Source organism: Flavobacterium succinicans LMG 10402 (genome assembly GCF_000611675.1).
GTDB classification, from domain to species: Bacteria; Bacteroidota; Bacteroidia; order Flavobacteriales; family Flavobacteriaceae; genus Flavobacterium; species Flavobacterium succinicans.
The window spans coordinates 152,116-174,836 of record NZ_JATV01000003.1; the positions used below are offsets into that span (position 1 = coordinate 152,116).

The 22,721-nt window shown below is 35.0% G+C and carries 22 protein-coding genes; 10 read left to right on the top strand and 12 right to left on the bottom strand.

The window, feature by feature from the left end:
* Positions 1–47 precede the first annotated feature (47 nt).
* Positions 48–1,457: a DUF4403 family protein gene (locus AO58_RS0103735; RefSeq protein ID WP_024980414.1), complete on the bottom strand. Its 1,410-nt coding sequence runs from the start codon at positions 1,455–1,457 to the stop codon at positions 48–50.
* A 165-nt stretch (positions 1,458–1,622) separates the two neighbouring features.
* Between AO58_RS0103735 and AO58_RS0103740 the strand changes: the two genes are divergently transcribed.
* From AO58_RS0103740 to tsaB, 7 genes are all read left to right on the top strand, one after another.
* Positions 1,623–2,324: an ABC transporter ATP-binding protein gene (locus AO58_RS0103740; RefSeq protein WP_024980415.1), complete on the top strand. Its 702-nt coding sequence runs from the start codon at positions 1,623–1,625 to the stop codon at positions 2,322–2,324.
* Positions 2,317–3,561 (top strand): ABC transporter permease, encoded by a 1,245-nt coding sequence (locus tag AO58_RS0103745; protein ID WP_024980416.1) that lies wholly within the window; start codon positions 2,317–2,319, stop codon positions 3,559–3,561. Before AO58_RS0103740 ends, AO58_RS0103745 begins: the two co-directional genes overlap by 8 nt.
* A gap of 2 nt (positions 3,562–3,563) precedes the next feature.
* A complete protein-coding gene (locus tag AO58_RS0103750) occupies positions 3,564–4,829 on the top strand; it encodes an ABC transporter permease (protein ID WP_024980417.1) in 1,266 nt (421 codons plus the stop codon).
* Between the two features lie 31 nt (positions 4,830–4,860).
* Positions 4,861–5,976: an efflux RND transporter periplasmic adaptor subunit gene (locus tag AO58_RS0103755; protein ID WP_024980418.1), complete on the top strand. Its 1,116-nt coding sequence runs from the start codon at positions 4,861–4,863 to the stop codon at positions 5,974–5,976.
* 81 nt (positions 5,977–6,057) lie between these two features.
* Positions 6,058–7,422 carry a TolC family protein gene (locus AO58_RS0103760; RefSeq protein ID WP_024980419.1) on the top strand — a complete coding sequence of 455 codons (1,365 nt, stop codon included), beginning with the start codon at positions 6,058–6,060 and terminating at the stop codon, positions 7,420–7,422.
* A 6-nt stretch (positions 7,423–7,428) separates the two neighbouring features.
* Complete coding sequence (locus AO58_RS0103765; protein WP_024980420.1) at positions 7,429–8,724, top strand: efflux RND transporter periplasmic adaptor subunit; 1,296 nt, start codon at positions 7,429–7,431, stop codon at positions 8,722–8,724.
* A 74-nt stretch (positions 8,725–8,798) separates the two neighbouring features.
* The gene (gene tsaB / locus AO58_RS0103770; RefSeq protein ID WP_024980421.1) at positions 8,799–9,470 is read left to right on the top strand and encodes a tRNA (adenosine(37)-N6)-threonylcarbamoyltransferase complex dimerization subunit type 1 TsaB; all 672 of its coding nucleotides are present in this window, start codon (positions 8,799–8,801) and stop codon (positions 9,468–9,470) included.
* On the opposite strand, the gene AO58_RS0103775 is transcribed toward tsaB, so the two are convergent.
* The 3 genes from AO58_RS0103775 to AO58_RS0103785 form a co-directional block, all read right to left on the bottom strand.
* A complete protein-coding gene (locus AO58_RS0103775; protein WP_024980422.1) occupies positions 9,467–10,291 on the bottom strand; it encodes a mechanosensitive ion channel family protein in 825 nt (274 codons plus the stop codon). The two genes, tsaB and AO58_RS0103775, sit on opposite strands and share 4 nt — an antisense overlap.
* Before the next feature lie 81 nt (positions 10,292–10,372).
* The gene (locus AO58_RS0103780) at positions 10,373–10,795 is read right to left on the bottom strand and encodes a hypothetical protein (RefSeq protein ID WP_024980423.1); all 423 of its coding nucleotides are present in this window, start codon (positions 10,793–10,795) and stop codon (positions 10,373–10,375) included.
* A 157-nt stretch (positions 10,796–10,952) separates the two neighbouring features.
* Entirely contained in the window at positions 10,953–11,846 is an 894-nt protein-coding gene (locus AO58_RS0103785; protein WP_024980424.1) for a NifU family protein, read from the bottom strand.
* 129 nt (positions 11,847–11,975) lie between these two features.
* Here AO58_RS0103785 and AO58_RS0103790 point away from each other — a divergent pair, with 129 nt between their 5' ends.
* On the top strand, positions 11,976–12,974 hold the full coding sequence (locus AO58_RS0103790; protein WP_024980425.1) for a PorP/SprF family type IX secretion system membrane protein: 999 nt from the start codon (positions 11,976–11,978) through the stop codon (positions 12,972–12,974).
* 21 nt (positions 12,975–12,995) lie between these two features.
* Positions 12,996–13,514, top strand: a complete 519-nt coding sequence (locus AO58_RS0103795; protein ID WP_024980426.1) for a gamma carbonic anhydrase family protein — start codon at positions 12,996–12,998, stop codon at positions 13,512–13,514.
* Positions 13,515–13,517: 3 nt separating this feature from the next.
* Here the strand turns inward: AO58_RS0103795 and murI are convergent, their stop codons facing one another.
* From murI to AO58_RS0103835, 8 genes are all read right to left on the bottom strand, one after another.
* Positions 13,518–14,294: a glutamate racemase gene (gene murI, locus AO58_RS0103800; RefSeq protein WP_024980427.1), complete on the bottom strand. Its 777-nt coding sequence runs from the start codon at positions 14,292–14,294 to the stop codon at positions 13,518–13,520.
* An 89-nt stretch (positions 14,295–14,383) separates the two neighbouring features.
* Complete coding sequence (locus AO58_RS0103805) at positions 14,384–14,881, bottom strand: OmpH/Skp family outer membrane protein (RefSeq protein ID WP_024980428.1); 498 nt, start codon at positions 14,879–14,881, stop codon at positions 14,384–14,386.
* A gap of 19 nt (positions 14,882–14,900) precedes the next feature.
* Positions 14,901–15,938 (bottom strand): OmpH/Skp family outer membrane protein, encoded by a 1,038-nt coding sequence (locus AO58_RS0103810; protein ID WP_024980429.1) that lies wholly within the window; start codon positions 15,936–15,938, stop codon positions 14,901–14,903.
* Between the two features lie 35 nt (positions 15,939–15,973).
* Entirely contained in the window at positions 15,974–18,724 is a 2,751-nt protein-coding gene (locus AO58_RS0103815; protein ID WP_035717360.1) for a BamA/OMP85 family outer membrane protein, read from the bottom strand.
* Positions 18,657–19,397 (bottom strand): undecaprenyl pyrophosphate synthase, encoded by a 741-nt coding sequence (gene uppS / locus AO58_RS0103820; protein ID WP_024980431.1) that lies wholly within the window; start codon positions 19,395–19,397, stop codon positions 18,657–18,659. The genes AO58_RS0103815 and uppS overlap by 68 nt, the downstream gene beginning before the upstream one ends.
* A 1-nt stretch (position 19,398) precedes the next feature.
* Positions 19,399–20,085, bottom strand: coding sequence for a type IX secretion system protein PorG (porG, locus tag AO58_RS0103825; RefSeq protein WP_024980432.1), 687 nt, complete (start codon positions 20,083–20,085; stop codon positions 19,399–19,401).
* 166 nt (positions 20,086–20,251) lie between these two features.
* The gene (locus AO58_RS0103830) at positions 20,252–21,136 is read right to left on the bottom strand and encodes an NAD kinase (RefSeq protein WP_024980433.1); all 885 of its coding nucleotides are present in this window, start codon (positions 21,134–21,136) and stop codon (positions 20,252–20,254) included.
* Positions 21,137–21,165: 29 nt separating this feature from the next.
* On the bottom strand, positions 21,166–21,825 hold the full coding sequence (locus tag AO58_RS0103835) for a CBS domain-containing protein (protein ID WP_024980434.1): 660 nt from the start codon (positions 21,823–21,825) through the stop codon (positions 21,166–21,168).
* A 114-nt stretch (positions 21,826–21,939) separates the two neighbouring features.
* Between AO58_RS0103835 and AO58_RS0103840 the strand changes: the two genes are divergently transcribed.
* Positions 21,940–22,653 (top strand): pyridoxine 5'-phosphate synthase, encoded by a 714-nt coding sequence (locus AO58_RS0103840; protein WP_024980435.1) that lies wholly within the window; start codon positions 21,940–21,942, stop codon positions 22,651–22,653.
* Positions 22,654–22,721: the final 68 nt, after the last annotated feature.

Sequence of the window (22,721 nt, forward strand, 5' to 3'; positions counted from 1 at the left end):
TGAGTGAAGTAATCTCTAGCCATAAAGCATACTGGATAGAAAAGCTTTTATTTTAATCCATCGATTGTGATCTTAACCGTACCCTTAACGTTTATGAATGCAATGATAGCTTGGTTGGTCAACTGAATTTTTTGAAACTGAATATCCTCCATTTTTCCATTGACAAATACACCTGGTAGTGGGGAATAATTATTGAGGTAGCTCATTAAGCTTTTCTTGCCTTCTTCCAAATTCGGCTGAATTGAGTACCTGCAACTGGATTCCATTTTGCGTAAAATCAAACCTTGAGCCAGCCAATTGGCGGTTTTTATCAATTTGTCTTTTGTATCTAGAACATAATCTAGTTTGTCAAAATAAATTTCTTTCGTTTTTTCATTGTATTGCGGTACACCAGTTAGGTAGATGGTGCCGTTGATACTGCCCAACAGATCCAAGGCAATGACCATTTTCTCGTTTTTGTGCCATAGCGCCACGTTTTGTACTGTTACTTTTTTACTTCCAGACCCAAAAACCTGACCGCTAAAATTTTTAGTCATAATTCTAGAGGCTTCTAAGTATGTAGACACGGCAGCAATATTGGTGTTGATTTGCTGCGGAATTTGTGTTACAGGCTTCAGTACAATTTTATTCTTGTCATATTTTGATGTAGGTTTTGTGCCAATAAGGGTTTCCATGTTGCATTTCATTCCCATTTCTAGTGCAAAAGAATCGTTTTTTAGTTTCGCACTGGTCGTATAGATTTCAATGGGATTTATTCTTAGCCAAGTAGAGTAGGTGTTGTTTATTTCAAAAGGCGTGCAAACTTTTTCAAGCGCCTCCAAAACATTGGGTTTAAAATCCATCGCTTTTGTAATCGACTCATCAATTTTCTTTTCAATTTTGGATCGGAAAAGACTAATCGCTGGATTAATAATATAGGTAATGGGAACATTTTTTCCAAGGAGAACCATAGTAGGACTCTCTTTCCAATCCAAAGATTTTAACTCAGTTTTGGTATCCATACGCCAGTTGGTTAAGTTCACTTCGCTATGAAGGGTAACCACGCCATTCAAGTTAAATTCTTTGTAGGTGTACAATGCTACCCCTAGTTTTTTGGTTCCGATGCGGTATTTTACCCAAACTTTTAGCGGTAAAACGGTTTTGATTTTTTCAGTGGTACCTTGGTGTGCATTGCTAATCGTGATTGGTGCTTCTTTCCAAACCTTGATTTCAATATCGTCCTCTTCTATGGAAAGGTCTTCGTAAATCAAGCCGTTCAGCATTGCATTGGTTTTGTTTTCAATGTCTTTGAGTTTGATCGATACGGGAAGGTTTATAAATGATGGGCTACTGTCGTAGACTAAAGGGACCGCGTCGTCGGGTTCTGGTTTTAAAGTGGCTATTTTGGTAGATGTAGAACAACTTGCGAACAAGGCAAAAACGAATAATGATGCCCTAAAGGAAAAAAAATTTGACATGTACGTTGTGTTTGGTTTGGTAAAAATACTAAAACAAATTTTATTCCATATCTTTTGTAACATTTTCAAACAATGGCAGTCTTATGCTTTAGAATTGATATAATTTAACTTTTTATAAAGTCAGATTAGTAGTAAAAGACGTAGTATTGTCATAAATATTGTAAGATGATTGAAATTAAAGATTTACACAAATCCTATAAAATGGGATCTTCGGAATTACATGTTTTAAAAGGAATTAATTTCAATATCAAAGAAGGGGAATTGGTTGCTATCATGGGTTCATCTGGTTCGGGGAAATCAACATTACTCAATATTTTAGGAATTTTAGACGAAGCGGATTCCGGAAGTTATATACTTGATACTGTTCCGATAAAGAAATTGAATGAAACCATTGCTTCCAAATACCGCAATCAGTTTTTAGGATTCGTATTTCAATCGTTCAACTTAATCAATTACAAAACAGCGTTGGATAATGTAGCCATGCCTTTGTATTATCAAGGTGTCAAAAGAAAAGAACGCAACGAAATTGCCATGAAATATTTGGAAAAAGTTGGTTTAGCTACCCATTCGCATCACTTGCCCAATGAACTTTCTGGTGGGCAAAAACAAAGAGTCGCAATTGCTAGAGCGTTAGCTTCTAATCCCAAAGTGTTGTTGGCTGATGAACCTACGGGTGCTTTGGATACCAAAACTTCTTATGAGGTAATGGAATTGATTCAAGGGATCAATGACGAAGGAAAAACCATTTTGATTGTGACCCACGAACCGGATATTGCGGCTATGTGTAAACGCAACGTGGTGTTAAAAGATGGATTGATCATAGATGATAAATTAGTAGAACAAGTTAGAGCTTCTTCTTATGTTTAATACTGAACGCTGGCAGGAAATTTTCGAGGCGATTGCCAAGAACAAGTTGAGAACCTTCTTAACGGGTATTTCTGTGGCTTCTGGTATTTTTATTTTAGTGATTTTGCTTGGAGCGGGCAAAGGTCTGCAAAACGGAATAGCCAAACAATTTGAACGCGATGCCGAGGGAATTATTGAAGTTTGGACGGGCACCACTACCAAAGAATACAAAGGGTTGAATCCCGGAAGAGAAATACAGTTTAGAAATAGTGATTATGACTTGGCGGTTACCAAATTTGATGATAAATTAGATCGAAGATCGGCAGTTTATTCTTACTGGAATGGTGTTATCGTTTATGGAAAAGAAACAGGAAATTATCAGTTCCGGGGAATCTATCCAGATTATTTAGCTTTAGAAAATGCAACCATCGTTAGTGGACGTTTTATCAACGAAAATGATTTGTTGCGCAACGAAAAAGTCGCAGCTATTGGTCAAAAAGTGAAGCTGGATTTATTTAAAGATAAAAATTCTATTGGAGAACAAATCGTAATCAACAATGTGAATTTTACAGTAGTTGGCGTTTTTACGGATCCTTCGGGAGAACGCGAAGAGTCGAGAATTTATCTACCGATCACCACTACTCAAAAAGCCTTTAGCGTAGGCGACAAAATTAGCAACATGCAATTTACGCTGAATAAAAAAGCTACTTATGAAGAAGCTTTGGCACAATCCACCAAGTTCACTACCGAATTAGGACAAATGTTGAGAAGTAAAAATACCGTCGCTCCTGATGATGAAAGTGCGATTGGAATTAATAATTCTATTGAAAATGCCAAACAATTTTATGATCTAAATCTCTACATCCGTTTGTTTTTTTGGTGGGTCGGAATTTGTACCATTATTGCGGGAGTAGTCGGGGTGAGTAATATCATGTTGATTATTGTAAAGGAGCGTACCAAAGAAATCGGAATCCGAAAAGCATTGGGTGCATCACCAGTTTCTATCGTTGGAATGATTTTGCACGAGTCTATTTTTATTACAACTATTGCCGGTTTTGTTGGGCTTCTTTCTAGTTTGTTGTTGTTAGAATTAGTAGGGCCGTATGTGAAAAGCGATTATTTTTTGAATCCTGAAGTAGATTTTGGAGTAGCCATAACGACCTTAATTTTATTGGTTTTTGCGGGGGCTTTGGCTGGTTTTTTTCCAGCGTATCATGCCGCCAAAATTAAACCTATTGTAGCACTTAGAGACGAATAATTATGTTTGATAGAGATAAATGGAATGAAATTTTAGAGGCCTTGACGGCCAATACCTTTCGAACGATTCTTACGGCTTTTGGTGTTTTTTGGGGTATTTTTATTTTGGTTATTCTGCTAGCTGCAGGTAATGGCTTAGAAAATGGCGTTAAAAAAGGATTTGATGGAATTGCAACCAACACTATGTTTATGTGGTCTCAAACGGCTTCAAAAGCTTACAAAGGACTACCCGCCAATCGAAAATTTAATTTCAAAAATGCTGATGTTTCGGGTTTAAAAGAAAATTTTCCAGATTTGTTGTATGTGTCACCAAGAAATCAGTTGGGTGGTTTTGAAGGGGCTAATAATGTGGTGAGAGGGACCAAAACGGGTGCATATTCCATTTATGGTGATTATCCAGAGTTAATCAAACAACAGCCAATGGATATTTTAAAAGGGCGGTTTTTGAACCAACAAGATATCAATCTAAAACGTAAAGTAGCCGTAATTGGTCGTGGAATTATAAATGAAATGTATGCACCTGCCGAAGAAGTAATTGGTACTTATATCAAAATAAACGGTGTCAACTTCTTGGTGGTAGGAATTTATAAATCTAAATCAAATAATAGAGGTGGTGGTGAAGAAGGGCAAAAGGAAATTTTTGTTCCTTTTACCTCCTTTCAACAAGCTTTCAATTTTGGCGATACCGTAGGATGGATGGCGCTTACGGCGAATGATGGCGCATCTATTACGGAATTGAAACCCAAAATCATCGAGTTTATGAAAGGTAGGCACTCCATAAATCCAGCCGATGATCGTGCCATTGGGAATTTTGATTTATATGCGGAATTTAGTAAAGTACAAGGATTATTCGCGATTTTGCGATTTATAGCCTATTTTGTTGGAACGCTTGTATTGCTTTCTGGAGTAATTGGAATTTCAAATATTATGTTGATTGTCGTAAAAGAACGTACCAAAGAAATAGGGATTCGTAGGGCTTTGGGTGCGACTCCAGGAGCGATTAGGACCCAAATTTTAACCGAAGCTATATTTTTAACCATTATAGCGGGAATGTTTGGTATCGCCATGGCAACGGGCGTTTTATGGATTTTGAATATGATTTTAGATTCCATGCCAAGTGAAGATATGATGTTTGCCAACCCCAGTGTAGACCTTACTGTAGTGTTTTTTGCTTTAATGATTTTAGTGGGTTCCGGATTGTTAGCGGGATTAATTCCTGCTCAGATCGCTATTAAAATCAAGCCAGTGGACGCTTTAAGAACAGAATAAATATAGAAGTAAAACGATAATCAATCAAAAAATGAAAAAAGGAGTAACCATAACTATTTTAATTGTAATCGCACTGGTCTTTTTTGGTGCTTTATACTATTTGTATTCCAAAAATCAGGAGTCGCCAGTGGTGTTTCAAACGGATAAAACCGAAACGAAAACCATTGTAAAAACGACTATTGCTACAGGGAATATTGTTCCAGACGAAGAAGTTTTAATCAAACCGAACATTTCTGGAATCATCGAAGAAGTGTATATCAAAGCTGGAGAAACGATCAAAGCTGGAGATCTGATTGCTAAAATCAAAGTAGTGGCGAATGTTTCTTCTTTGAATACTACTCAAAATCAAGTGCAAACGGCCAAAATTGATTTGGACAATCAAGAAAAATTATTTCAAAGACAAAAGACCTTATTTGACAAGGGAGTAATTTCTGCTAACGATTTTGATGCAGCTCAAGTGGCTTACAAACAAGCCAAGCAGAATTATGCTGCGGCTAGAAAAAGTAACGATATCGTAAAAACTGGAACTACATCTGGAATGGGGAATTATGCTAATACTTTGATTCGTTCTACGGTAAACGGAATGGTACTTGATGTTCCAGTAAAAGTAGGAAATCAAGTTATTGAAAGTAACAATTTCAATGAAGGAACGACTATTGCTAGTGTGGCCGATGTAGGAAGAATGATTTTTGTTGGAAAAATTGACGAATCCGAAGTGGGAAAAATCAAAGAAAATTTGCCAATTGAGATTACGGTTGGTGCTATCGAAAACAAAAAATTCGATGCGGTTTTGAATTACATTGCTCCAAAAGGAAAAACCGAAAATGGTGCGATTCAATTTGAAATTAAAGCGAAAATGACCAATAGAGATAACACCTTTATTAGAGCAGGATTAAGCGCCAATGCTTCAATTATTTTAGAAAAAGCCGATAAAGTTTTGGCTATCAAAGAAGCCTTAGTCCAATTTGATAAAAAAACACAAAAACCTTATGTTGAAATTCAAACTGGACAGCAGAAGTTTGTTCGTAAAGATCTAGTTTTGGGTGTAAGCGATGGAATTTATGTTCAGATAAAAAGCGGAATTAAGGCTACAGACAAGATAAAAGTTTGGAATCAAGGCTTGCTAACTGAAGAGCCTAAGCCGTAATTAAGGCCCATAAACTAGTTGCTAATTTTGAAAAAATGTTAAATTTGTGCAGTATATTTGTTGCACTTTCATTCCCGATTTATGAAAAAAAATAATTATTTAAGTTTAGTATTCTTTTTGTTCGCTTCCATTGTTGGAACGTCACAAACCAAGAGCTGGACTTTAGAAGAGTGTGTAAAATATGCGGTAGACAACAATATCTCTATCAAAAACACGGAGCTGGATTTAAAAACGGCCGACATCAATAAAAGAGGCGCCATTGCGAGCTTTATTCCTTCATTTAATGCTAACGCTTCTCATTCTTGGAACATAGGTTTGAATCAGGATATTACGACTGGTTTATTGCGAAACCAAACTACACAGTTCTCCTCGTTTGGAGCCTCAGTTGGAGTGGATATTTATAAAGGTTTGCAAAATCAAAACAATCTCAGAAAATCCAATTTGGCGATTGTAGCTTCAAAATATCAGTTGCTCAAAATGCAAGAGGATATTGCCTTGAATGTAGCCAACGCTTTTTTACAAGTTTTGTTTAATAAAGAAAATTTGAAAGTTCAAAACGAACAGTTAGCAATTATTGAAAAACAATTGCTTCGTTCCGAAGAACTAGTAAAAGCTGGATCTATTCCAAGAGGTGATGTATTGGATATTAAAGCAAATGTAGCTACTAACAAACAAAACGTAGTAACGGCAGAAAATGCTTTATTGATTTCGAAGTTAAGTTTAGCGCAATTGTTGCAATTAAAAGAATTTTATGACTTTGATGTTATTGACAATACTTCTCTCAAAGATGAAAACAACATCTTAGGGCAACAAGTAACTGCGATTTATGACAAAGCGAAAGAAACTAGAACGGAGTTGAAAATTGCAAAAACGAATCTAGAAGTTGCTGAGAAAGATGTAGCTATTGCAAGAGGTGCTTATCAACCTACGTTACAAGGATTTTATAGCTACAATTCAAGAATTGCTTATGCGGATCAAACATTTAAACTGAACGATCAAACCGTAACGGTATCGGCTCCGCCTTTTTGGGATCAATTTCGTGATAATAAAGGACAGGCTTTTGGTTTACAATTATCTGTTCCAATTTTTAACGGATGGTCAGTAAAAAACAATGTAGATCGTAACAAAGTCAATTTGGAGAAATCTAAAATAGCTTTGGAACAACAAGAATTAGACTTGCAAAGAAATGTGTATACTGCTTTCACGGACGCCAAAGGTGCTTTAAAAACCCATGAATCAGCTATTGTTGCTTTAGAATCCAGACAAGAAGCTTTCAATTATGCTAAAGAACGTTATGCGGTGGGCATGATGAATTCCTTCGATTTCAATCAAGCACAAACCTTGTTGACCAACGCGCAATCTGAAGTAATTCGAACCAAATACGACTATATTTTTAAAATTAAAATACTCGAATTCTATTTTGGAATTCCAATCTTAAAAAACTAATTCATTATGTCTAAGAAAACCATTTATATACTTTTAGCCGTTGCCGTTGTCTTAATAGGAACCTTAGTAGGACTTTCCAAATCAGGTGTTTTCGGAAATAAAGATCAAGGAACCGAAGTTGAAATTGCTAATGTTAGCGCATCGACCATCGTTGAAACTGTTTCTGCCACCGGAAAAATTCAACCCGAAATTGAAGTAAAAATATCTTCTGAAGTGTCTGGAGAAATCATCGCTTTGAATGTCAAAGAAGGACAAGTGGTAAAAAAAGGCGATTTGTTGGTAAAAATAAATCCCGATTTGTATACCTCTGGATACAACAGAACGGTCTCGAATTTATCAGGAAGTAAAGCCGTGTTAAATCAATCAGAAGCTTCATTTAAAGAAGCCAAAGCCAATTACGATCGTAACAAATCTTTGTACGATAAAGGCATTATATCTAGAGCCGATTGGGACAAAGCGATTGCTTCTTTCGAAGTTGCTAAAGCGAATAAGCAAAATGCGTATTACAACGTGCAAAGTGCTTCTGCAACTGTTTTGGAGGCCAAAGATAACTTGGGAAGAACCACGATTTATGCTCCAGCAGACGGAACGATCTCAGTGCTAAATGTTGAACTTGGTGAACGCGTTTTAGGAACACAACAAATGGCTGGAACTGAGATTTTACGAGTGGCTAATTTGAACAATATGGAAGTAGAAGTAGATGTGAATGAAAATGATATTGTAAAAATTAAAGTAGGTGATGAAGCAAACGTAGAAGTAGACGCTTATTTGAAAAAGCAATTCAAAGGGGTAGTGACCAGTATTTCGAATTCAGCGAGTTCTGCGCTAACGGCGGATCAGGTGACGAATTTTAAAGTAAAAGTGAGAATTTTAAAAGATTCTTATCAAGATTTATTGCAAGGAAAGCCAGCAACTTATTCTCCGTTTAGACCGGGAATGACAGCTACAGTAGATATTATTACGAATACCAAAACGAATATTTTGACTGTGCCAATTAGTTCAGTAGTGGTAAAATCGGATACGGCAGCAGTACAAGAAATTAAAGTGGAAGATCCGAATGAGGACAAACCAAAACCGAAAAGCGATAAAAAATTCGAATGTGTTTTTGTAAAAGTCGGAACCAAAGCCAAAATCAGAGTGATCAAAACAGGGATTCAAGATGATACCAATATTGAAGTGTTATCTGGCCTTAAAAAAGGCGATGTAGTAATTACAGGTCCTTATACCACAGTTTCCAAGGATTTAAATTCAGGAGATAAAGTCTCGTTAAAAACAGACAAAGACAAAGAGGAAAAAAAATAGTTTAGTATAAATTCAACTCGAAAATCACAATCTAAAGTTTAGATTGTGATTTTCGAGTTTATATCATTTAAGTTTTGGCCTACATACTCAACATCGAAACTGCTACTAAGAATTGTTCTGTAGCATTAGCAAAAAATGGAAGTACATTAATTTGTAAAGAATTGGCTGAGGAAGGGTATTCTCATGCTGAGTTTTTGCACGTATTTATTGAAGCAATTATAAAGGAAGCGGGAATTGCTTTTGCCGATTTAAAGGCAATTGCCGTTAGTCAAGGCCCAGGTTCTTACACCGGTTTACGAATTGGGGTTTCAGCGGCCAAAGGATTATGCTATGCCTTGGGAATTCCGTTGATAGCCATTGATACAATGCAAACACTAGCACAACAAGTACAACAAGTTGAGGGTTATATTGTTCCCATGATAGATGCTAGAAGAATGGAAGTCTATAGCGCTATTTTTACATCAAATTATGAAGCTGTTAGGGAAACACAAGCCGAAGTGATTACCGAAAATTCGTTTGCAGCAATTAAAGAAACCATTTATTTTATTGGGGATTGCAACGAGAAATGCAAAACGGTACTTTCAGCGCCTAATTTTGTTTTTTTAGAAGGAATTCAATATCCTTCTGCCAAAGAAATGAGTGCTTTGAGTTTTGATAAATACCAAAAAAGCGACACCGTTGATGTCGCTTATTTTGAGCCTTTTTATTTAAAAGATTTTATGATCACAACCAAAAAGGCGCTTTAATTTTTTAATGAAGATTCTCTAACATAAGGTTGTATCACAATTCCTGCTGCATCAAAAGCTTCTTTGCATTGTTCAAGAGTGTCTGAATAAACAGCCCAAAAATCTTCGTTTTTCGCCCACGGACGAACCGCTAGTTGGATAGCATTATCGGTTAGGTTTTTTACGCTTACGTCGGCTGCAGGTTGCTGTAGTATTTTTGGATTTTTTCTAAGGACTTCTGTAATTATGTCTTTAGCTTTTTTAATATCCGTTGCATAGGAAATAGCAATGGTCAAATCGGCTCTTCTTTGACCCTGCATAGAATAATTGATAATCGTACCATTCGAAAGAATTCCGTTGGGAATAAAAATAGTTTGATTGTTGGCCGTTAGTAATTTTGTTACAAAAATTTGAATTTCTAGCACCGAAGCAATTTGTCCCTGTGCCTCGATCGTGTCACCAACTTTAAATGGTTTGAATAAAATGATCAGCATGCCGCCCGCAAAGTTGGATAAAGATCCCTGTAATGACAAACCTACAGCTAAACCCATAGCACCCAAAATAGCCACAAAAGAGGATGTTTCAATGCCTAGTTTTGAGATAAAAGCAATAAACAACAGAATTCGCAAAGCCCAAATTAAGATATCTGCTAAGAATTTAGTTAGCGTAGGATCTAATTCTCTTTTTACCATTATTTTTTTGATGATTCTAGAAATTAATCTAATGGCATAAATTCCAATGATTAAAATGATAAACGCTGAAATTATTTTAGGCGAATATTCAATTACGGCATTCCACAATAAGGATGCATAATTAGAAAGCTGATTTGGTGATATTTCCATTGATTTGTTTTTTTAATTAAAAAACCTTCTCTTTTGAGAAGGTTTACAAGACAAAAATACTTAATTTTTGTATTTTAAAAGCTATTTTGTTAGATCGTTAACGTCTTTGCCTGTCTCTTCTATAGTTTCTTGAACGGTATCAACTGTTTTTGTTGTTGTATCATTGGCTTTTTCTTTTACTTGTGCTACCAAATCGCCAAGTGCCGTTTCTGCTTTATCTGCGTATTCGTTGATAGTTTCCTTAGTTTTTTCAATTACAGGGCTTGCCGCTGCAGTTACCTTTTCTAAGGTTTCTTCCGCCATTTTTTCCGCTTGCTCTAAATAAGGAGTTGCTGTTTCTTTTACTTTTTCAAAGGTATCTTCAGCAAGCTTGATCGTTTGGTCTAGGTGTGGGGCGGCCGCTTCTTTTACTTCTTCAAAAGTGGATTCTGCTTCTTTAGCTAATTCTGATGCAGTTTCTTTTGCCGTTCCAAAAAGATTTTTAAAAAATGATGTTACTCCCATGGTATTTGATAGTTTAAAGATTAGGCTACAATAGTAATCAATTTATCGTGGAAATCTTTCTTTATTAATTTTAAAATAGCTGAAAATTAATTGTTTAGGTGTTTTTGGAATGAAAAAAGCGCCTCACTTGAGACGCTTGATTTAATGTGGGCAGAAATTATACTGCTTCGACTTTTATATTTTCGTTATTCAACATGCTTTTTAGCATGTTTTCAATACCACTTTTTAAAGTAAATGTTGAAGATGGACAACCATTACAGGCTCCTTGCATCATCACTTTTACAGTATCTGTTTGTTTGTCATAGGAGTGGAAAACAATATTCCCACCATCCGCAGCTACAGCTGGTTTAACATATTCCTCTAAGATGTTGATGATTTTTTGAGAAGTTTCATCTAGACTGTCAAAATTGTCGTCTTTTGTTTTTTCATCTTTCAATGAAATATCCAACAATGATTCATCGATAACCGTTCCTCCGTTTTCAATAAATTGCTTGATAAAAGTTCTCAATTCTAAGGTGATTTCTTGCCAATCGTTGATTTCGTATTTGGTTACAGAGACATAATTCTCGTCGATGAAAACTTCTTTTACATAGGGAAATTTAAATAATTCCTGTACCAATGGCGATGATTTGGCTTGGTCAATATTTTTATACTCTATTGGAGTTTTAGTTAGCATTTTGCTCACTACAAATTTTAGCGCAGCTGGGTTGGGTGTAGTTTCACCATAAACGGTAACCGGTTGCTTTTTGGTTTTGTTATCCTCAATGTTGATAATGGTACCGCCATCGTTCACGAATTTTTCAATTTGTTCAGCTACTGCTTCTTGAACGTCAGTCCACTCAACAATGCTAAAACGTTCAATAGCTACAAAATTTCCTGAGATATAAACCGTTTTAACAAATGGTAAATAAAATAATTGTTGTGCTAAAGGCGAGCTCTTGGTCTCGTCTATGTTTTTGAATTCATAACTTTCATTTTGTGTGATGAAATCTGGGAACTCAAATTTTAATATGGTTGGATTTTGTGTTTCTTTTATTGTTACTTGTGTCATGACTTTAATTTTTTGCAAAATTACTAAAGTTATTTTCTACTTAAACCTAATTTGTATAATTTATATTATAATTGACTAATAAATAGTACTTTTATAGGATTGATTTCATTGATCTTAATTTTAAATTTAATGCTTAAAAATTGTTTCTTTTTGTTAGTTACCTTTCTTTCAACTTTTTTGCTCAAAGCTCAAGAGGGACTGCCCGTTTATTCGGATTATCTATCTGATAATTATTACTTAATTCACCCATCAATGGCAGGAGCTGCTAATTGTGCAAAAGTTAGACTTACCGCAAGAAAACAGTGGTTTGGGCAAGATGACGCTCCACAATTACAAACATTAAGTTACAATGGTAAAGTGAGTGATAGGGCAGGCGCTGGGGTAATTGTTTTTAATGATAAAAATGGATATCATTCTCAAAAAGGTGTGAAAGCTACTTATGCTTATCATTTACTTTTTTCTCGTGATGAGGTTGATTTGAATCAACTTTCTTTTGGATTAAGCGCTGGATTTATTCAAAGTCAATTGAATGAAACCGAGTTTATACAGTCTGGTGATTTTGATCCGATTATTGATGGAACAATAGTACAGCGCGATTCTTATTTTAATTTTGATATTGGAGCTTCTTATAATTTCCTGAATTTTTATGCACATGCTACGGTCAAAAATGTTGTAGAAACCAGAAGAGATATTTATACAGTGTACGAGAGTGATAATTTGAGAAAATATTTATTGAGTGCCGGTTATCTTTTTGGTAATAGAGACAAGATCTTGTGGGAGCCTTCGTTATTGTTTCAATTAACAGAACGAACCAAAGAAAAAGCTATTGATATCAACTTAAAAGCTTATAAAAATCTTGATTTTGGAAGTCTATGGGCAGGTTTGTCTTATAGAAGAAGTTTTGATGGAGCAGAATATCTTAATAATAACAGTGTTGAAAAACAAAATTTACAGTTTTTTAGTCCAATTGTTGGGGTGAATTACAAGAATTTTATGATGGCTTATACCTATTCTCAAGTGGCAGGTGCTGTTCGTTTTGATAATGGAGGGTATCATCAAATTACGTTGGGATTGAATTTGTTTTGTAAACCTCAAAAGTATGATTGCGAATGTCCAGCAATTAACTAATTGTAGTAATAATTTTTATTTATGTTAATTAAATCGGTAAAGGGTAAATCTCCTCAAATCCCTGAGGATTGTTATATAGCGGAGAATGCCACTATAGTTGGCGAAGTGTATATTGGTGAAAATTGTAGTATTTGGTTCAATGCAGTACTACGTGGTGATGTCAATTCAATAACCATTGGCAATAAAGTGAACATTCAAGATGGTGCAGTGATACATTGTACCTATCAAAAACATCCCACAGTTATTGGGAATAATGTTTCAATAGGTCACAATGCTATTGTACACGGATGTACGATTCATGACAACGTTTTAATTGGTATGGGAGCCATTGTGATGGACAATTGCGTAATTGAGAGTAACTCAATTGTTGCGGCAGGATCTGTAATTACTCAAAACACCGTTGTTCCTTCAGGGACAATTTTTGCAGGAGTTCCTGCAAAAAAAGTAAAAGACATTGATCAATCTGACTTTGCAGGCGAAATTGAGCGTATTTCTAATAACTACGTAATGTACTCAAGTTGGTTTAAAGAGGAGGAATAATATTTAAAACGCTGTCTGAATTATTCCATAGCGATTTTCTAAAATATCGTCCAGCACTTTTGGATCGGTATTGGTATAAAAAATAGGGAAGCTTTTCTCCAAATTCGAAAGGCCTACTTTTTCATTTAAAACATTTTGCGTTTGTTTCGCAACTGCCTCTCCAGAATCAATGATTTGAATATGGGAAGGTAGTATTTTTTTTATTTGTGGAATTAAATACGGATAATGACTGCAACCTAAAACCAAATAATCAATGTTGGCATTGATCATGGGTTGTAGGTATTCGTTTAACAATTGGGTCATTTCGGGTGAGTTCATGTTGCCACTTTCAATTAACTGTACCAAACCATGTCCAATTTGTTCTATGATTTTGGTATCATGGTACATTTCCACCGTTTTATTGAATAACTCGCTATTTAAAGTTCCTTGAGTGGCCAAAATACCGATGGTTTGCGTTTTGGAGTGAAGGGCGGCAGGTTTTATAGCAGGTTCTATGCCAATAAAAGGTATTTTGTATTTTTCTCTTAATTCTTTGATCGCATTTGTGGTTGCGGTGTTGCAAGCTACTACAATTAGTTTGCATCCTAAAGTCAACAAGTATTCCGTGTTTTTCATACTCAAGGCAATGATCTCAGCCTTGGTTTTTTGGCCGTAAGGCGCATTTTTACTGTCGGCCAAGTAAATGGTTTGTTCATTAGGAAGTAATTCATGGATGGCTTTCCAAATAGAAGTTCCTCCAATACCTGAATCAAAAATGCCGATGGGTTGATTGTTGTTCATAAAAACAAAATTACTCAATTATCAACTTTGTTCAAAAAAAAACTGCTCCATTCAAGTGAAGGAGCAGTTAATATTAGTGTAAAATTTTCTTAGAATCCTAAGTCTTTTTTAACATCAGCAGTCAAATCTGGACCATCAGCTAATAGTAAAGAAGCACCATCTAAAATGTATTGCATTCCTTTTGCTTTTCCAATTTTTTGGATTGAAGTTCTCACTTTGTCATATAATGGTTTAGTGATATCAGACTCTTTTTGTTGTAATTCTTTTTGTGCGTTGTCTCTGTAAGCTACAATACGTTGTTGCATGTCTTGAACTTCTTTTCCACGAGTTTCATTTACTGCATCTGTAACCGTTTTTGCTTCTGCTTCGTATTTTTTTAGTAAGTCTTGGTATTCAGTAACCATTTTTTTGTATTCAGCATCATATGTAGTGCTTAGCTTTTCTAGTTGTTTTTGAGCATCTAGCATAGCAGGCATTTTTGTCATAATTTCAGCAATGTTTACATGTGCTACCTTTGCTTGAGCAGTCATTGTGTTTGCTCCCAATACTACCATTGCTGCGATTAATAAAGTTTTAATTTGTTTCATTGTTTTAAAAAATTTAATATTAATTTACTTTTGTTTTTAGTTTTAATTCTTCTTCTTTTGCTTTTCGCTGTGCTTCTCGTTCTTCTAATATTTTCTTTCTTTTCTCTTCTAATTCTTTCTTACGATTGGCAATCTCTTGCTTTTTAGCCTCTGCTGCTGCTGTTCTTTCAGCGGTTATTTTTTCTCGTTCTACTTCTGTAGCTGTTTTCGTTGCAGGCGCTGCTTCTTTTGATGTTGAAGTTGCTTGAGTTGCTGTTGTTGAATTAGTAGTTTCTTTTTCTACTGTTGCAGAAATTGTGCCATTTCTTTTCGCTTCTCTTTCTTCTTTTATTTTTCGTCTATTTTCTTCAAATTCTTTTCTTTTTTGTTCTTGAAGTTGTATTCGATCTTGAAGTAGTTTTTCTTTTGCGGCTTTTTTAGCATCTAATTCTAATTGACGCTCGTTTAGTTCTGGGTTTTCATCCAAAGCTTCTTGGATTTTCTCTTTAACTAATTGGGCTTCGAGTTGCTTTTTGCTTAATTGTTCTCTTTTTTCAGAATTGTTTAGTTTTCTTAAAACTTGATCACTGATGTCATATCGCTTTGCGGCAAATAACATAGTAAAATCGGACGTTTTATCGAAAATAAAATCAAATTTTTGTTTTTCGGCAATATCTTGTACTACTGTAAAAACTTGATCTTGTACCGGTTTTGACAAAGAACTTTTTTGTACCATATAATCTCCATTAGGTCCAAATCGTTTTTGTTGAAAAGAAACTAATTCTGCTTCTAAAAAATTGATTTCTGTTTCTCTTTCGTCTATCAGTGCTCTAGTGAGTAACGCTTTTTCAATTGAAAGTGTTTCTTTTAGTTTCTTGATATCACTTTTTTTAACTTCAATTTCTTGTTTCCAATTTTGAGCTTTTATCTCTAATTGATTGGTTGCTTCGATGTATCCGTTTACATTTTGTAAAATGAATTCCATGTCGATGTAACCTATTTTTGGGCCACGAGATTGAGCAATGTTGTTTTCAACTATAAAAAGGGATAAAAATATAAATAAAATATGTTTTCTCATAACTTTTAGACTTGATTATAGTTGAATCAAAAAAATTAGAATTGCTGTCCTATGATAAAGTGTGTTTCCCATCCGTTGGCTTTGGTTTGTCCTGGTAAGGCATCAAAACCATGTCCAAAGTCGATTCCAAGTAAACCAAAGGCAGGCATAAATACACGCAAACCAAATCCAGCGGAACGACTTAAGTCAAAAGGATTGTAGTTTTTAAAGTTGGTATACGATGACCCTGCTTCTAAAAATGCTAGTGCATAAATGGAAGCCGATGCTTTTAAGGTTATTGGATAACGTAACTCCATAGAGAATTTGTTATAAACTGTAGCTCCGTCTTGAGAACCGTTAACTAATGGCGTTAAAGAGTTATTCGGATATCCTCTAAGTTGTATGGTTTCTCTACCGTCCATTGCAAAGTTAGGCATACCGTCACCTCCTAAAAAGAAACGTTCGAATGGAATTAAACCTCGGTCTTGGTTGTAGGCTCCTAAGAAACCAAATTCTCCCAATGTTCTTAAAACGAGTTTTCCATATACTTTAGTATACCAATCGGCTTTAAATTTAATTTTATAATATTCTAACCAGTTGAATTTTTGTTGGTCAACTTTGGCAGGATCAGCTGCGGCATCTTTATAGTCTGTTACACTATTAGGTCTTGTATTTTGTGTTGGAATTGCTTCAACATAGTCGCCTTTGTTTACAATAATACCATTATCTCCAACATAAGAATCTCCAAGGCTACCATCATATTTGTATTTGTTTTCCTTTAAATTCTCTAGGTTTTTGTAATCCACTTTATTGAATAAAGAATAAGGAGGTGAGAATTTAGCAGAAAAAGTAAACTCAGATCCATAGGTTGGGAATATTGGATTAATCCCTTTGTTAGAGTGAGTGATTCCGATGGTGTACGCTAAGTTGTTTGAGAATCCATTTCCAAAACTAAATAGTCCTGTAAAATAATTGTTCAAGTCATAGCTTTGAAAACTTATAGCATGTGATAAATAAGTAAAATCATCTGGTTCGCTCAAACGTTTGGATATTCCTAATGAAAGAGAAAGGATGTTAAAGCTTTTGCTTCTATCTGCTCTACCTGTAGTAAAATTATTTAAGAATTGTTTACTGTAGGATAATGAGCTACTAAAAGAAACTGGTTTTTTACCACCAAACCATGGTTCTGAGAAGGATACACTATACGTTTGAAAAAAGGTACTTGCTTGAAGACGTAAGGAAACTTTTTGACCATCACCCATTGGTAAAGGTTTGTAGGATTCCTTGTTAAACATGTTTCTAGCCGAGAAGTTGTTGAAAGATAATCCCAAAGTACCGATGAAACCTCCACCGCCATAACCACCTTGTAGTTCGATTTGGCTTGCTCCTTTTTCAACTAAATTGTATTCAATGTCTACAGTTCCAGCTGCAGCATCAACATTTCTAAATTTTGGATCAATAGCTTCTGGATCAAAAAATCCTAACTGACCAATTTCACGGATGGTACGAACCAATTCGTCTTTACTGTATTTTTCTCCTGGTTTGGTTCTAAGTTCACGATAAATAACTCTGTCGTTCGTTTTGTCATTTCCAACTACGGTTATTTTATTAAAATAAGCAATTGGACCTTCGGTTACTCTTATCTCGAAATCAATTGTGTCATTGGCGGTTTTTACTTCAACGGCATTAATGTTTGAGAATAAATAACCATTGTTTTGGTACAAATTGGTGATGTCTTCTCCGTCAGGTTTTGTTTTGTCAGCAATACGCTTTTCAAGTAATACACCATTGTAGGTGTCTCCTTTTTGAATACCTAAAACTTGTAAAAGACCGTTGTCTGGATACACTGTGTTTCCAAGAAATTTGATGTTTCCAAAATAATATTTATTACCTTCTTCTATATTGATTTTTATAGCAAGTGCGTTTTTTTCTTTGTCATACGACACAGAATCCGAAACGATTCTGGCATCACGATACCCTTTTTCTTTATAGGAAGCAATTACTTTGTCTAAGTCTTCTTTATATTTTGATTTTATGAATTTCGATTTTTTAAATACGCGAGTTATTTTCTTTTGTTTGGTGTCCTTCATCGCTGCCTTTAAGGTTTTGTCGGACACTTTTTCATTTCCAATAAAATCGATCGATGCTATTTTGACTTTGTCACCTGTGTCTACATTGATGAGCATGTTGACTTGATTGCTAGTTACAGAATCAGCAGGTGTGTTGTTTATTACAACCTTTGTATTGTAATAGCCTTCTTTTTTATATTTGTTTTCGATGTAATTTTTCGTTGTAGTGATAAGGTTTTCATTAACAATTTTCCCTTTTTGCAGGCTATTGTCTTTGATTAATCCTTCGATTTTATTTTTCTTAACACCGTTGAATTTTACCTCTTTTAGTTTGGGTAATTCTTGAATATTCAACTCTAAATATACGCTATCGTTAACAATTTTGTTTACATAAAAATTGATTTCATCAAATAATCCTAGTTTACCTAGTTTTTTGATAGCGCTACTAATTTCTTCACCAGGGACAGTAATTTCTTGACCTTTTTCAAGCCCTGAAAAGGTAATTACTGTTTGTTCGTTAAAACTTATTTTTCCGGTTACATCTACTTTAGCTAGAGTGTATTTTTTGCCTTGATCAAACGGAATACGCTCTTGCGCTATTATTTGTGAAAAACTTCCAAAAAGGAGTAAGGTAAGGGCTGTTTTTATACTTTTATGTAACACTAAACTTTTATTTAATTTGTTCACTTGTTTTTCCAAATCTACGTTCTCTGTTTTGATAACTGAGGATGGCCTCATATAAATCATCTTCTTTAAAATCAGGCCACAAAACTGCTGTAAAATATAGCTCAGCATAGGCGATTTGCCAAAGCAAAAAATTGCTTATTCTGTGCTCTCCACTTGTTCGAATTACTAAATCGACATCAGGTAAGTTGTGCGTGTAAAGATGCTGATTTATAATTGAATCGTCAATACTGTCAATTGAAATTATATTATTTTTAACTTTTTCGCTTATTATTCTTACTGCATTTGTTAATTCTTCTCTAGATCCGTAGCTAAGTGCTAGGGTTAGTGTCATTAATGTATTGTCTTTGGTGAGCTCAATTACTTCCAAAAGTTGTTTTTGAGCATTTTTTGGTAACAACTCTAAATTGCCAATAGCATTCAATCTGATGTTGTTTTTTTGTAAGGTGTCTACTTCTTTTTTGAGCGCATTGATGAGCACTTTCATTAAAGTATCTACTTCTAATTTAGGTCGTTTCCAATTTTCGGTTGAAAAAGCATATAAAGTTAAGTAGTCTATGCCTAATTCAGTACAAGATTGAATGATTTTTTTGACTGATTTTGTTCCGTTTTCGTGACCAATGGCTCTCAAGAAGCCTTGCTTTTTTGCCCATCGTCCGTTGCCATCCATAATAATAGCTAGGTGTTGGGGAAGTCTTGTAAGGTCGATTTTTTGTAGTAAATCCATATTAGTAGGCGCAATAACAAGGTTTCTCGCCAAAAGTATAAGTTAATGTAATGCCAGAAAACACATACCAGTCCGTGTTGTTGATGTTTCCAAATCGTAAATTTTGTAAATTTTCAGCACTCGGATTGTTTCCGTCTATATTGTCTGTAAAGGTGTATCTTGCTCCTACTTCTAGTCCAATAACAAAGCGACGACTAAAATTAGACTTAATGCCTATTGCCATCGGGATGGCTATTGAATTACTTGTTTTGTCTTTGTAGGTGTCGCCAATGCTGTCAATATACAACTCATCATGAAAAAAGAAATTTAAACCCGAAAAGACATAAGGTGTTACTTTTACTTTTGATTCATGTAAATTGAAATCAAAAAAGTTGAATTCAAGACCGCCAGAAAGTTCTTTGATGTTGTTTTTAAAGGAGTAGCCACGTTGTAATCTACTGTTTTCTTTGGAGTCAGCATCATTAGAGTAGAGTTGGGACTGTGTGTAAGAAAAGCGGTAGGCGTGTCTAGGACTCTTATTCCATTTGTACAAAATACCATACGCCATTTTGTTGGGTGCAATGTAAGTGGTAGGCCCAATGTCGCCTACATAATTACTTCCTCCTGCAAAAATTCCTATCTCGTGGATTTGAGAGTATGAAATGCTGCTGGAAAAGAGGATTAAAAGTAAGTAAACGAATTTGTTCATAGGTAATAAATCGCATGCAAATATAATAATATTCAATACCAATTAGTATTCTTGCTCATAAATGTGTGTTTTTTTTGAAAAGATATTCTTTTTCAAAAAAAAAGCGTTGATAAAGTTCTTAAAACGAAAAAAAAGTTAGGTATAGTATACTTTTACTAAAAAGAATTTAATTTCTTCGGTCTTCACCCCAAAGTAATTTATTTCGAAGTGTTTTCAAGAATGTTTCCTCTTGTATTTCAACCATGTTGATTTTAAAAGGTGTTTTTTTAATGGTCAATACCGATTCGTTTTGAATTGAGGTAATTCGTGAATCGAGTGAGACTAAGTATTGATCCTCACGTCCCGTTACCCGAAGTACAATTTCGGTATCGTCTGAAATTACCAAGGGTCTAGCGTTCAAATTGTGTGGTGCAATTGGGGTGATCACTAAGCTCTTTACATCTGGAGTTAATATGGGGCCGCCACAACTCAATGAATATCCCGTGGTGCCTGTTGGTGTGGCAATGATTAAGCCGTCTGCCCAATAGGAGTTTAAAAATTCGCCATTTAAGTAGGTTTCTATCGTAATCATTGAAGTGGAATCTTTTCGGCTAACTGAAACTTCATTTAACGCAAAATCTAAGGCAAGTATGGTTTCGTTTTCTGGTGAGCAGGTTAAGCTAAGAAGGGTTCTCTGTGATAAAGTGTATTTTTTATCTAAAACCAATTGCATAAAAGCAGCAATATTTTCTTTTTGAACATTAGCTAAAAAGCCCAGTCTGCCTGCGTTGATGCCTAACAGCGGTACTCCAGAATTGCTAACTAAAGTAACGGCTCTAAGCATTGTACCATCACCACCAATACTGATTAGCATGTCAAAACTACTGTCGAGTTCGGTGTGTGAGCTAAAGGTTTTGTATTCTTTACTGACAATTTTTTTTTCGTAGAGCATGTTGAGAAACGTAGCTTCGATCACCATTTCTACATTGTTTTTATTAAAAAAAACAAAAATGTCTTTGATGATGGGTTCTGTGCTAACCAAATAATATTGTCCGTATAAAGCTACTTTCATGAGTTTTGAGTGTTCGATGGAGAGATAAACTAGATGTTAAGGTATTTATCCAAATAATCGGATCGTTCTTTCAGATTGTTGATATAATTGTCTTCTTGATGTTCCGAAATGATTTCGTAGTTGTAGCGACGAAAGGTTTGAATGATATCGTTCATCGCGCCTAAACTTATTTTAATGGTAATTTGAACAGATTCTGTATTAGCTTCCGAAACAAAAAGGCCTAGAAGTTTACCGTTATTGCTTTCTACAATCTGAGTAATTTGACTCATAGAGTATTCTAGTATTCCTTTCTGAACCACGAGAATGCCTCCTTGCTCTTTTAAAAAAGGGGTTTCATGAAAAAACTTGATGATATCTTCTATTTCGTAATAACCTACGTAGGTGTTGTTTTCGTCTAGGACGGGGACAAGATTGGTGTGGTTTTTGGCAAAAACTTCCAAAACATCTAACCAAATCATCTGTGTTCTTGCGAAAAAAGGTTCTAGTGCAAAGCGATAATCGGCTACTTTTTTGTCTCCATCAAAAGTTTCAAGATCATCTTTAATGAGGCATCCAATATAAATGCCGTCCTCAACTACAGGGAAATGTGAAAATGGAATTTCAAATAAATCCTCTTGAGTAGCTACAATGGTTTCTTGGCTATCAATGGCTTTGTAGTCGTTGGTGATATAGTTTGAAATCTCTGTCATTATTCTTTCCGAAATATTTTATGCAAAATAATCAAAAAAAGGCAAAAAGTCCTAGGTTTTACTTTGTATTTTTGTGGCATTAATGCAATGTTTGAAAATAGTATTCGATTCAATATGACAAAATTAAGTGTAAACATCAATAAAATAGCTACTTTACGTAATGCAAGAGGCGGAAATGTTCCCAATTTACTACAGGTAGCCAGTGATATTCAAAAATTTGGAGGACAAGGGATTACCATTCATCCTCGCCCAGATGAGCGTCATATTCGCTATCAAGATGCTCGTGATTTAAAACCAATCGTATATACAGAATATAATATCGAAGGGAATCCGCAACATAATTTTATTGATTTGGTATTAGAATGTAAACCAACTCAAGTGACTTTGGTTCCAGATGCTATTGGTGCTATTACCTCTTCCGCAGGTTGGGATACCGTTGCTAACCAATCTTATTTGACCGAGGTGATTCAAGAATTTCAGCGTCACGGCATTCGAACTTCTATTTTTGTCGATCCAATTTCGGCCATGATTGAAGGCGCAAAAAAAACAGGAACCGATAGAATAGAATTATATACCGAAGCCTTTGCGCACGAATACAGTTTAGGAGACGAAAAAGGTATCGAGCCTTATGTAAAAGCAGCCGAATTGGCCAACGAATTAGGTCTTGGAATAAACGCAGGTCATGATTTAAGTTTGGATAATATTCAATTTTTCAAACAAAATATTCCTGGTTTGCTAGAAGTTTCTATTGGTCATGCTTTAATTGCCGAAGCACTTTATCTTGGGCTAGACAATGTGGTGAATATGTATTTGCAAAAGTTAAAGTAATTAGAAAATTAAATAATTATGATTAGAGAGAATTGGGGTGTAATTGCTTAATTTCGCATTTTTCTTAT

Coding starts and splice junctions, on each gene's coding strand:
- murI (WP_024980427.1), bottom strand. CDS start 14,294: ATGAACAACAATCAACCCATCGGCATTTTTGATTCAGGTATTGGAGGA.
- AO58_RS0103840 (WP_024980435.1), top strand. CDS start 21,940: ATGACAAAATTAAGTGTAAACATCAATAAAATAGCTACTTTACGTAAT.
- AO58_RS0103765 (WP_024980420.1), top strand. CDS start 7,429: ATGTCTAAGAAAACCATTTATATACTTTTAGCCGTTGCCGTTGTCTTA.
- AO58_RS0103830 (WP_024980433.1), bottom strand. CDS start 21,136: ATGAAAGTAGCTTTATACGGACAATATTATTTGGTTAGCACAGAACCC.
- uppS (WP_024980431.1), bottom strand. CDS start 19,397: ATGGATTTACTACAAAAAATCGACCTTACAAGACTTCCCCAACACCTA.
- AO58_RS0103790 (WP_024980425.1), top strand. CDS start 11,976: ATGCTTAAAAATTGTTTCTTTTTGTTAGTTACCTTTCTTTCAACTTTT.
- AO58_RS0103815 (WP_035717360.1), bottom strand. CDS start 18,724: ATGAGGCCATCCTCAGTTATCAAAACAGAGAACGTAGATTTGGAAAAA.
- AO58_RS0103750 (WP_024980417.1), top strand. CDS start 3,564: ATGTTTGATAGAGATAAATGGAATGAAATTTTAGAGGCCTTGACGGCC.
- AO58_RS0103785 (WP_024980424.1), bottom strand. CDS start 11,846: ATGACACAAGTAACAATAAAAGAAACACAAAATCCAACCATATTAAAA.
- AO58_RS0103775 (WP_024980422.1), bottom strand. CDS start 10,291: ATGGAAATATCACCAAATCAGCTTTCTAATTATGCATCCTTATTGTGG.
- AO58_RS0103835 (WP_024980434.1), bottom strand. CDS start 21,825: ATGACAGAGATTTCAAACTATATCACCAACGACTACAAAGCCATTGAT.
- AO58_RS0103745 (WP_024980416.1), top strand. CDS start 2,317: ATGTTTAATACTGAACGCTGGCAGGAAATTTTCGAGGCGATTGCCAAG.
- AO58_RS0103740 (WP_024980415.1), top strand. CDS start 1,623: ATGATTGAAATTAAAGATTTACACAAATCCTATAAAATGGGATCTTCG.
- AO58_RS0103760 (WP_024980419.1), top strand. CDS start 6,058: ATGAAAAAAAATAATTATTTAAGTTTAGTATTCTTTTTGTTCGCTTCC.
- AO58_RS0103795 (WP_024980426.1), top strand. CDS start 12,996: ATGTTAATTAAATCGGTAAAGGGTAAATCTCCTCAAATCCCTGAGGAT.
- AO58_RS0103810 (WP_024980429.1), bottom strand. CDS start 15,938: ATGAGAAAACATATTTTATTTATATTTTTATCCCTTTTTATAGTTGAA.
- porG (WP_024980432.1), bottom strand. CDS start 20,085: ATGAACAAATTCGTTTACTTACTTTTAATCCTCTTTTCCAGCAGCATT.
- AO58_RS0103780 (WP_024980423.1), bottom strand. CDS start 10,795: ATGGGAGTAACATCATTTTTTAAAAATCTTTTTGGAACGGCAAAAGAA.
- AO58_RS0103755 (WP_024980418.1), top strand. CDS start 4,861: ATGAAAAAAGGAGTAACCATAACTATTTTAATTGTAATCGCACTGGTC.
- AO58_RS0103805 (WP_024980428.1), bottom strand. CDS start 14,881: ATGAAACAAATTAAAACTTTATTAATCGCAGCAATGGTAGTATTGGGA.
- AO58_RS0103735 (WP_024980414.1), bottom strand. CDS start 1,457: ATGTCAAATTTTTTTTCCTTTAGGGCATCATTATTCGTTTTTGCCTTG.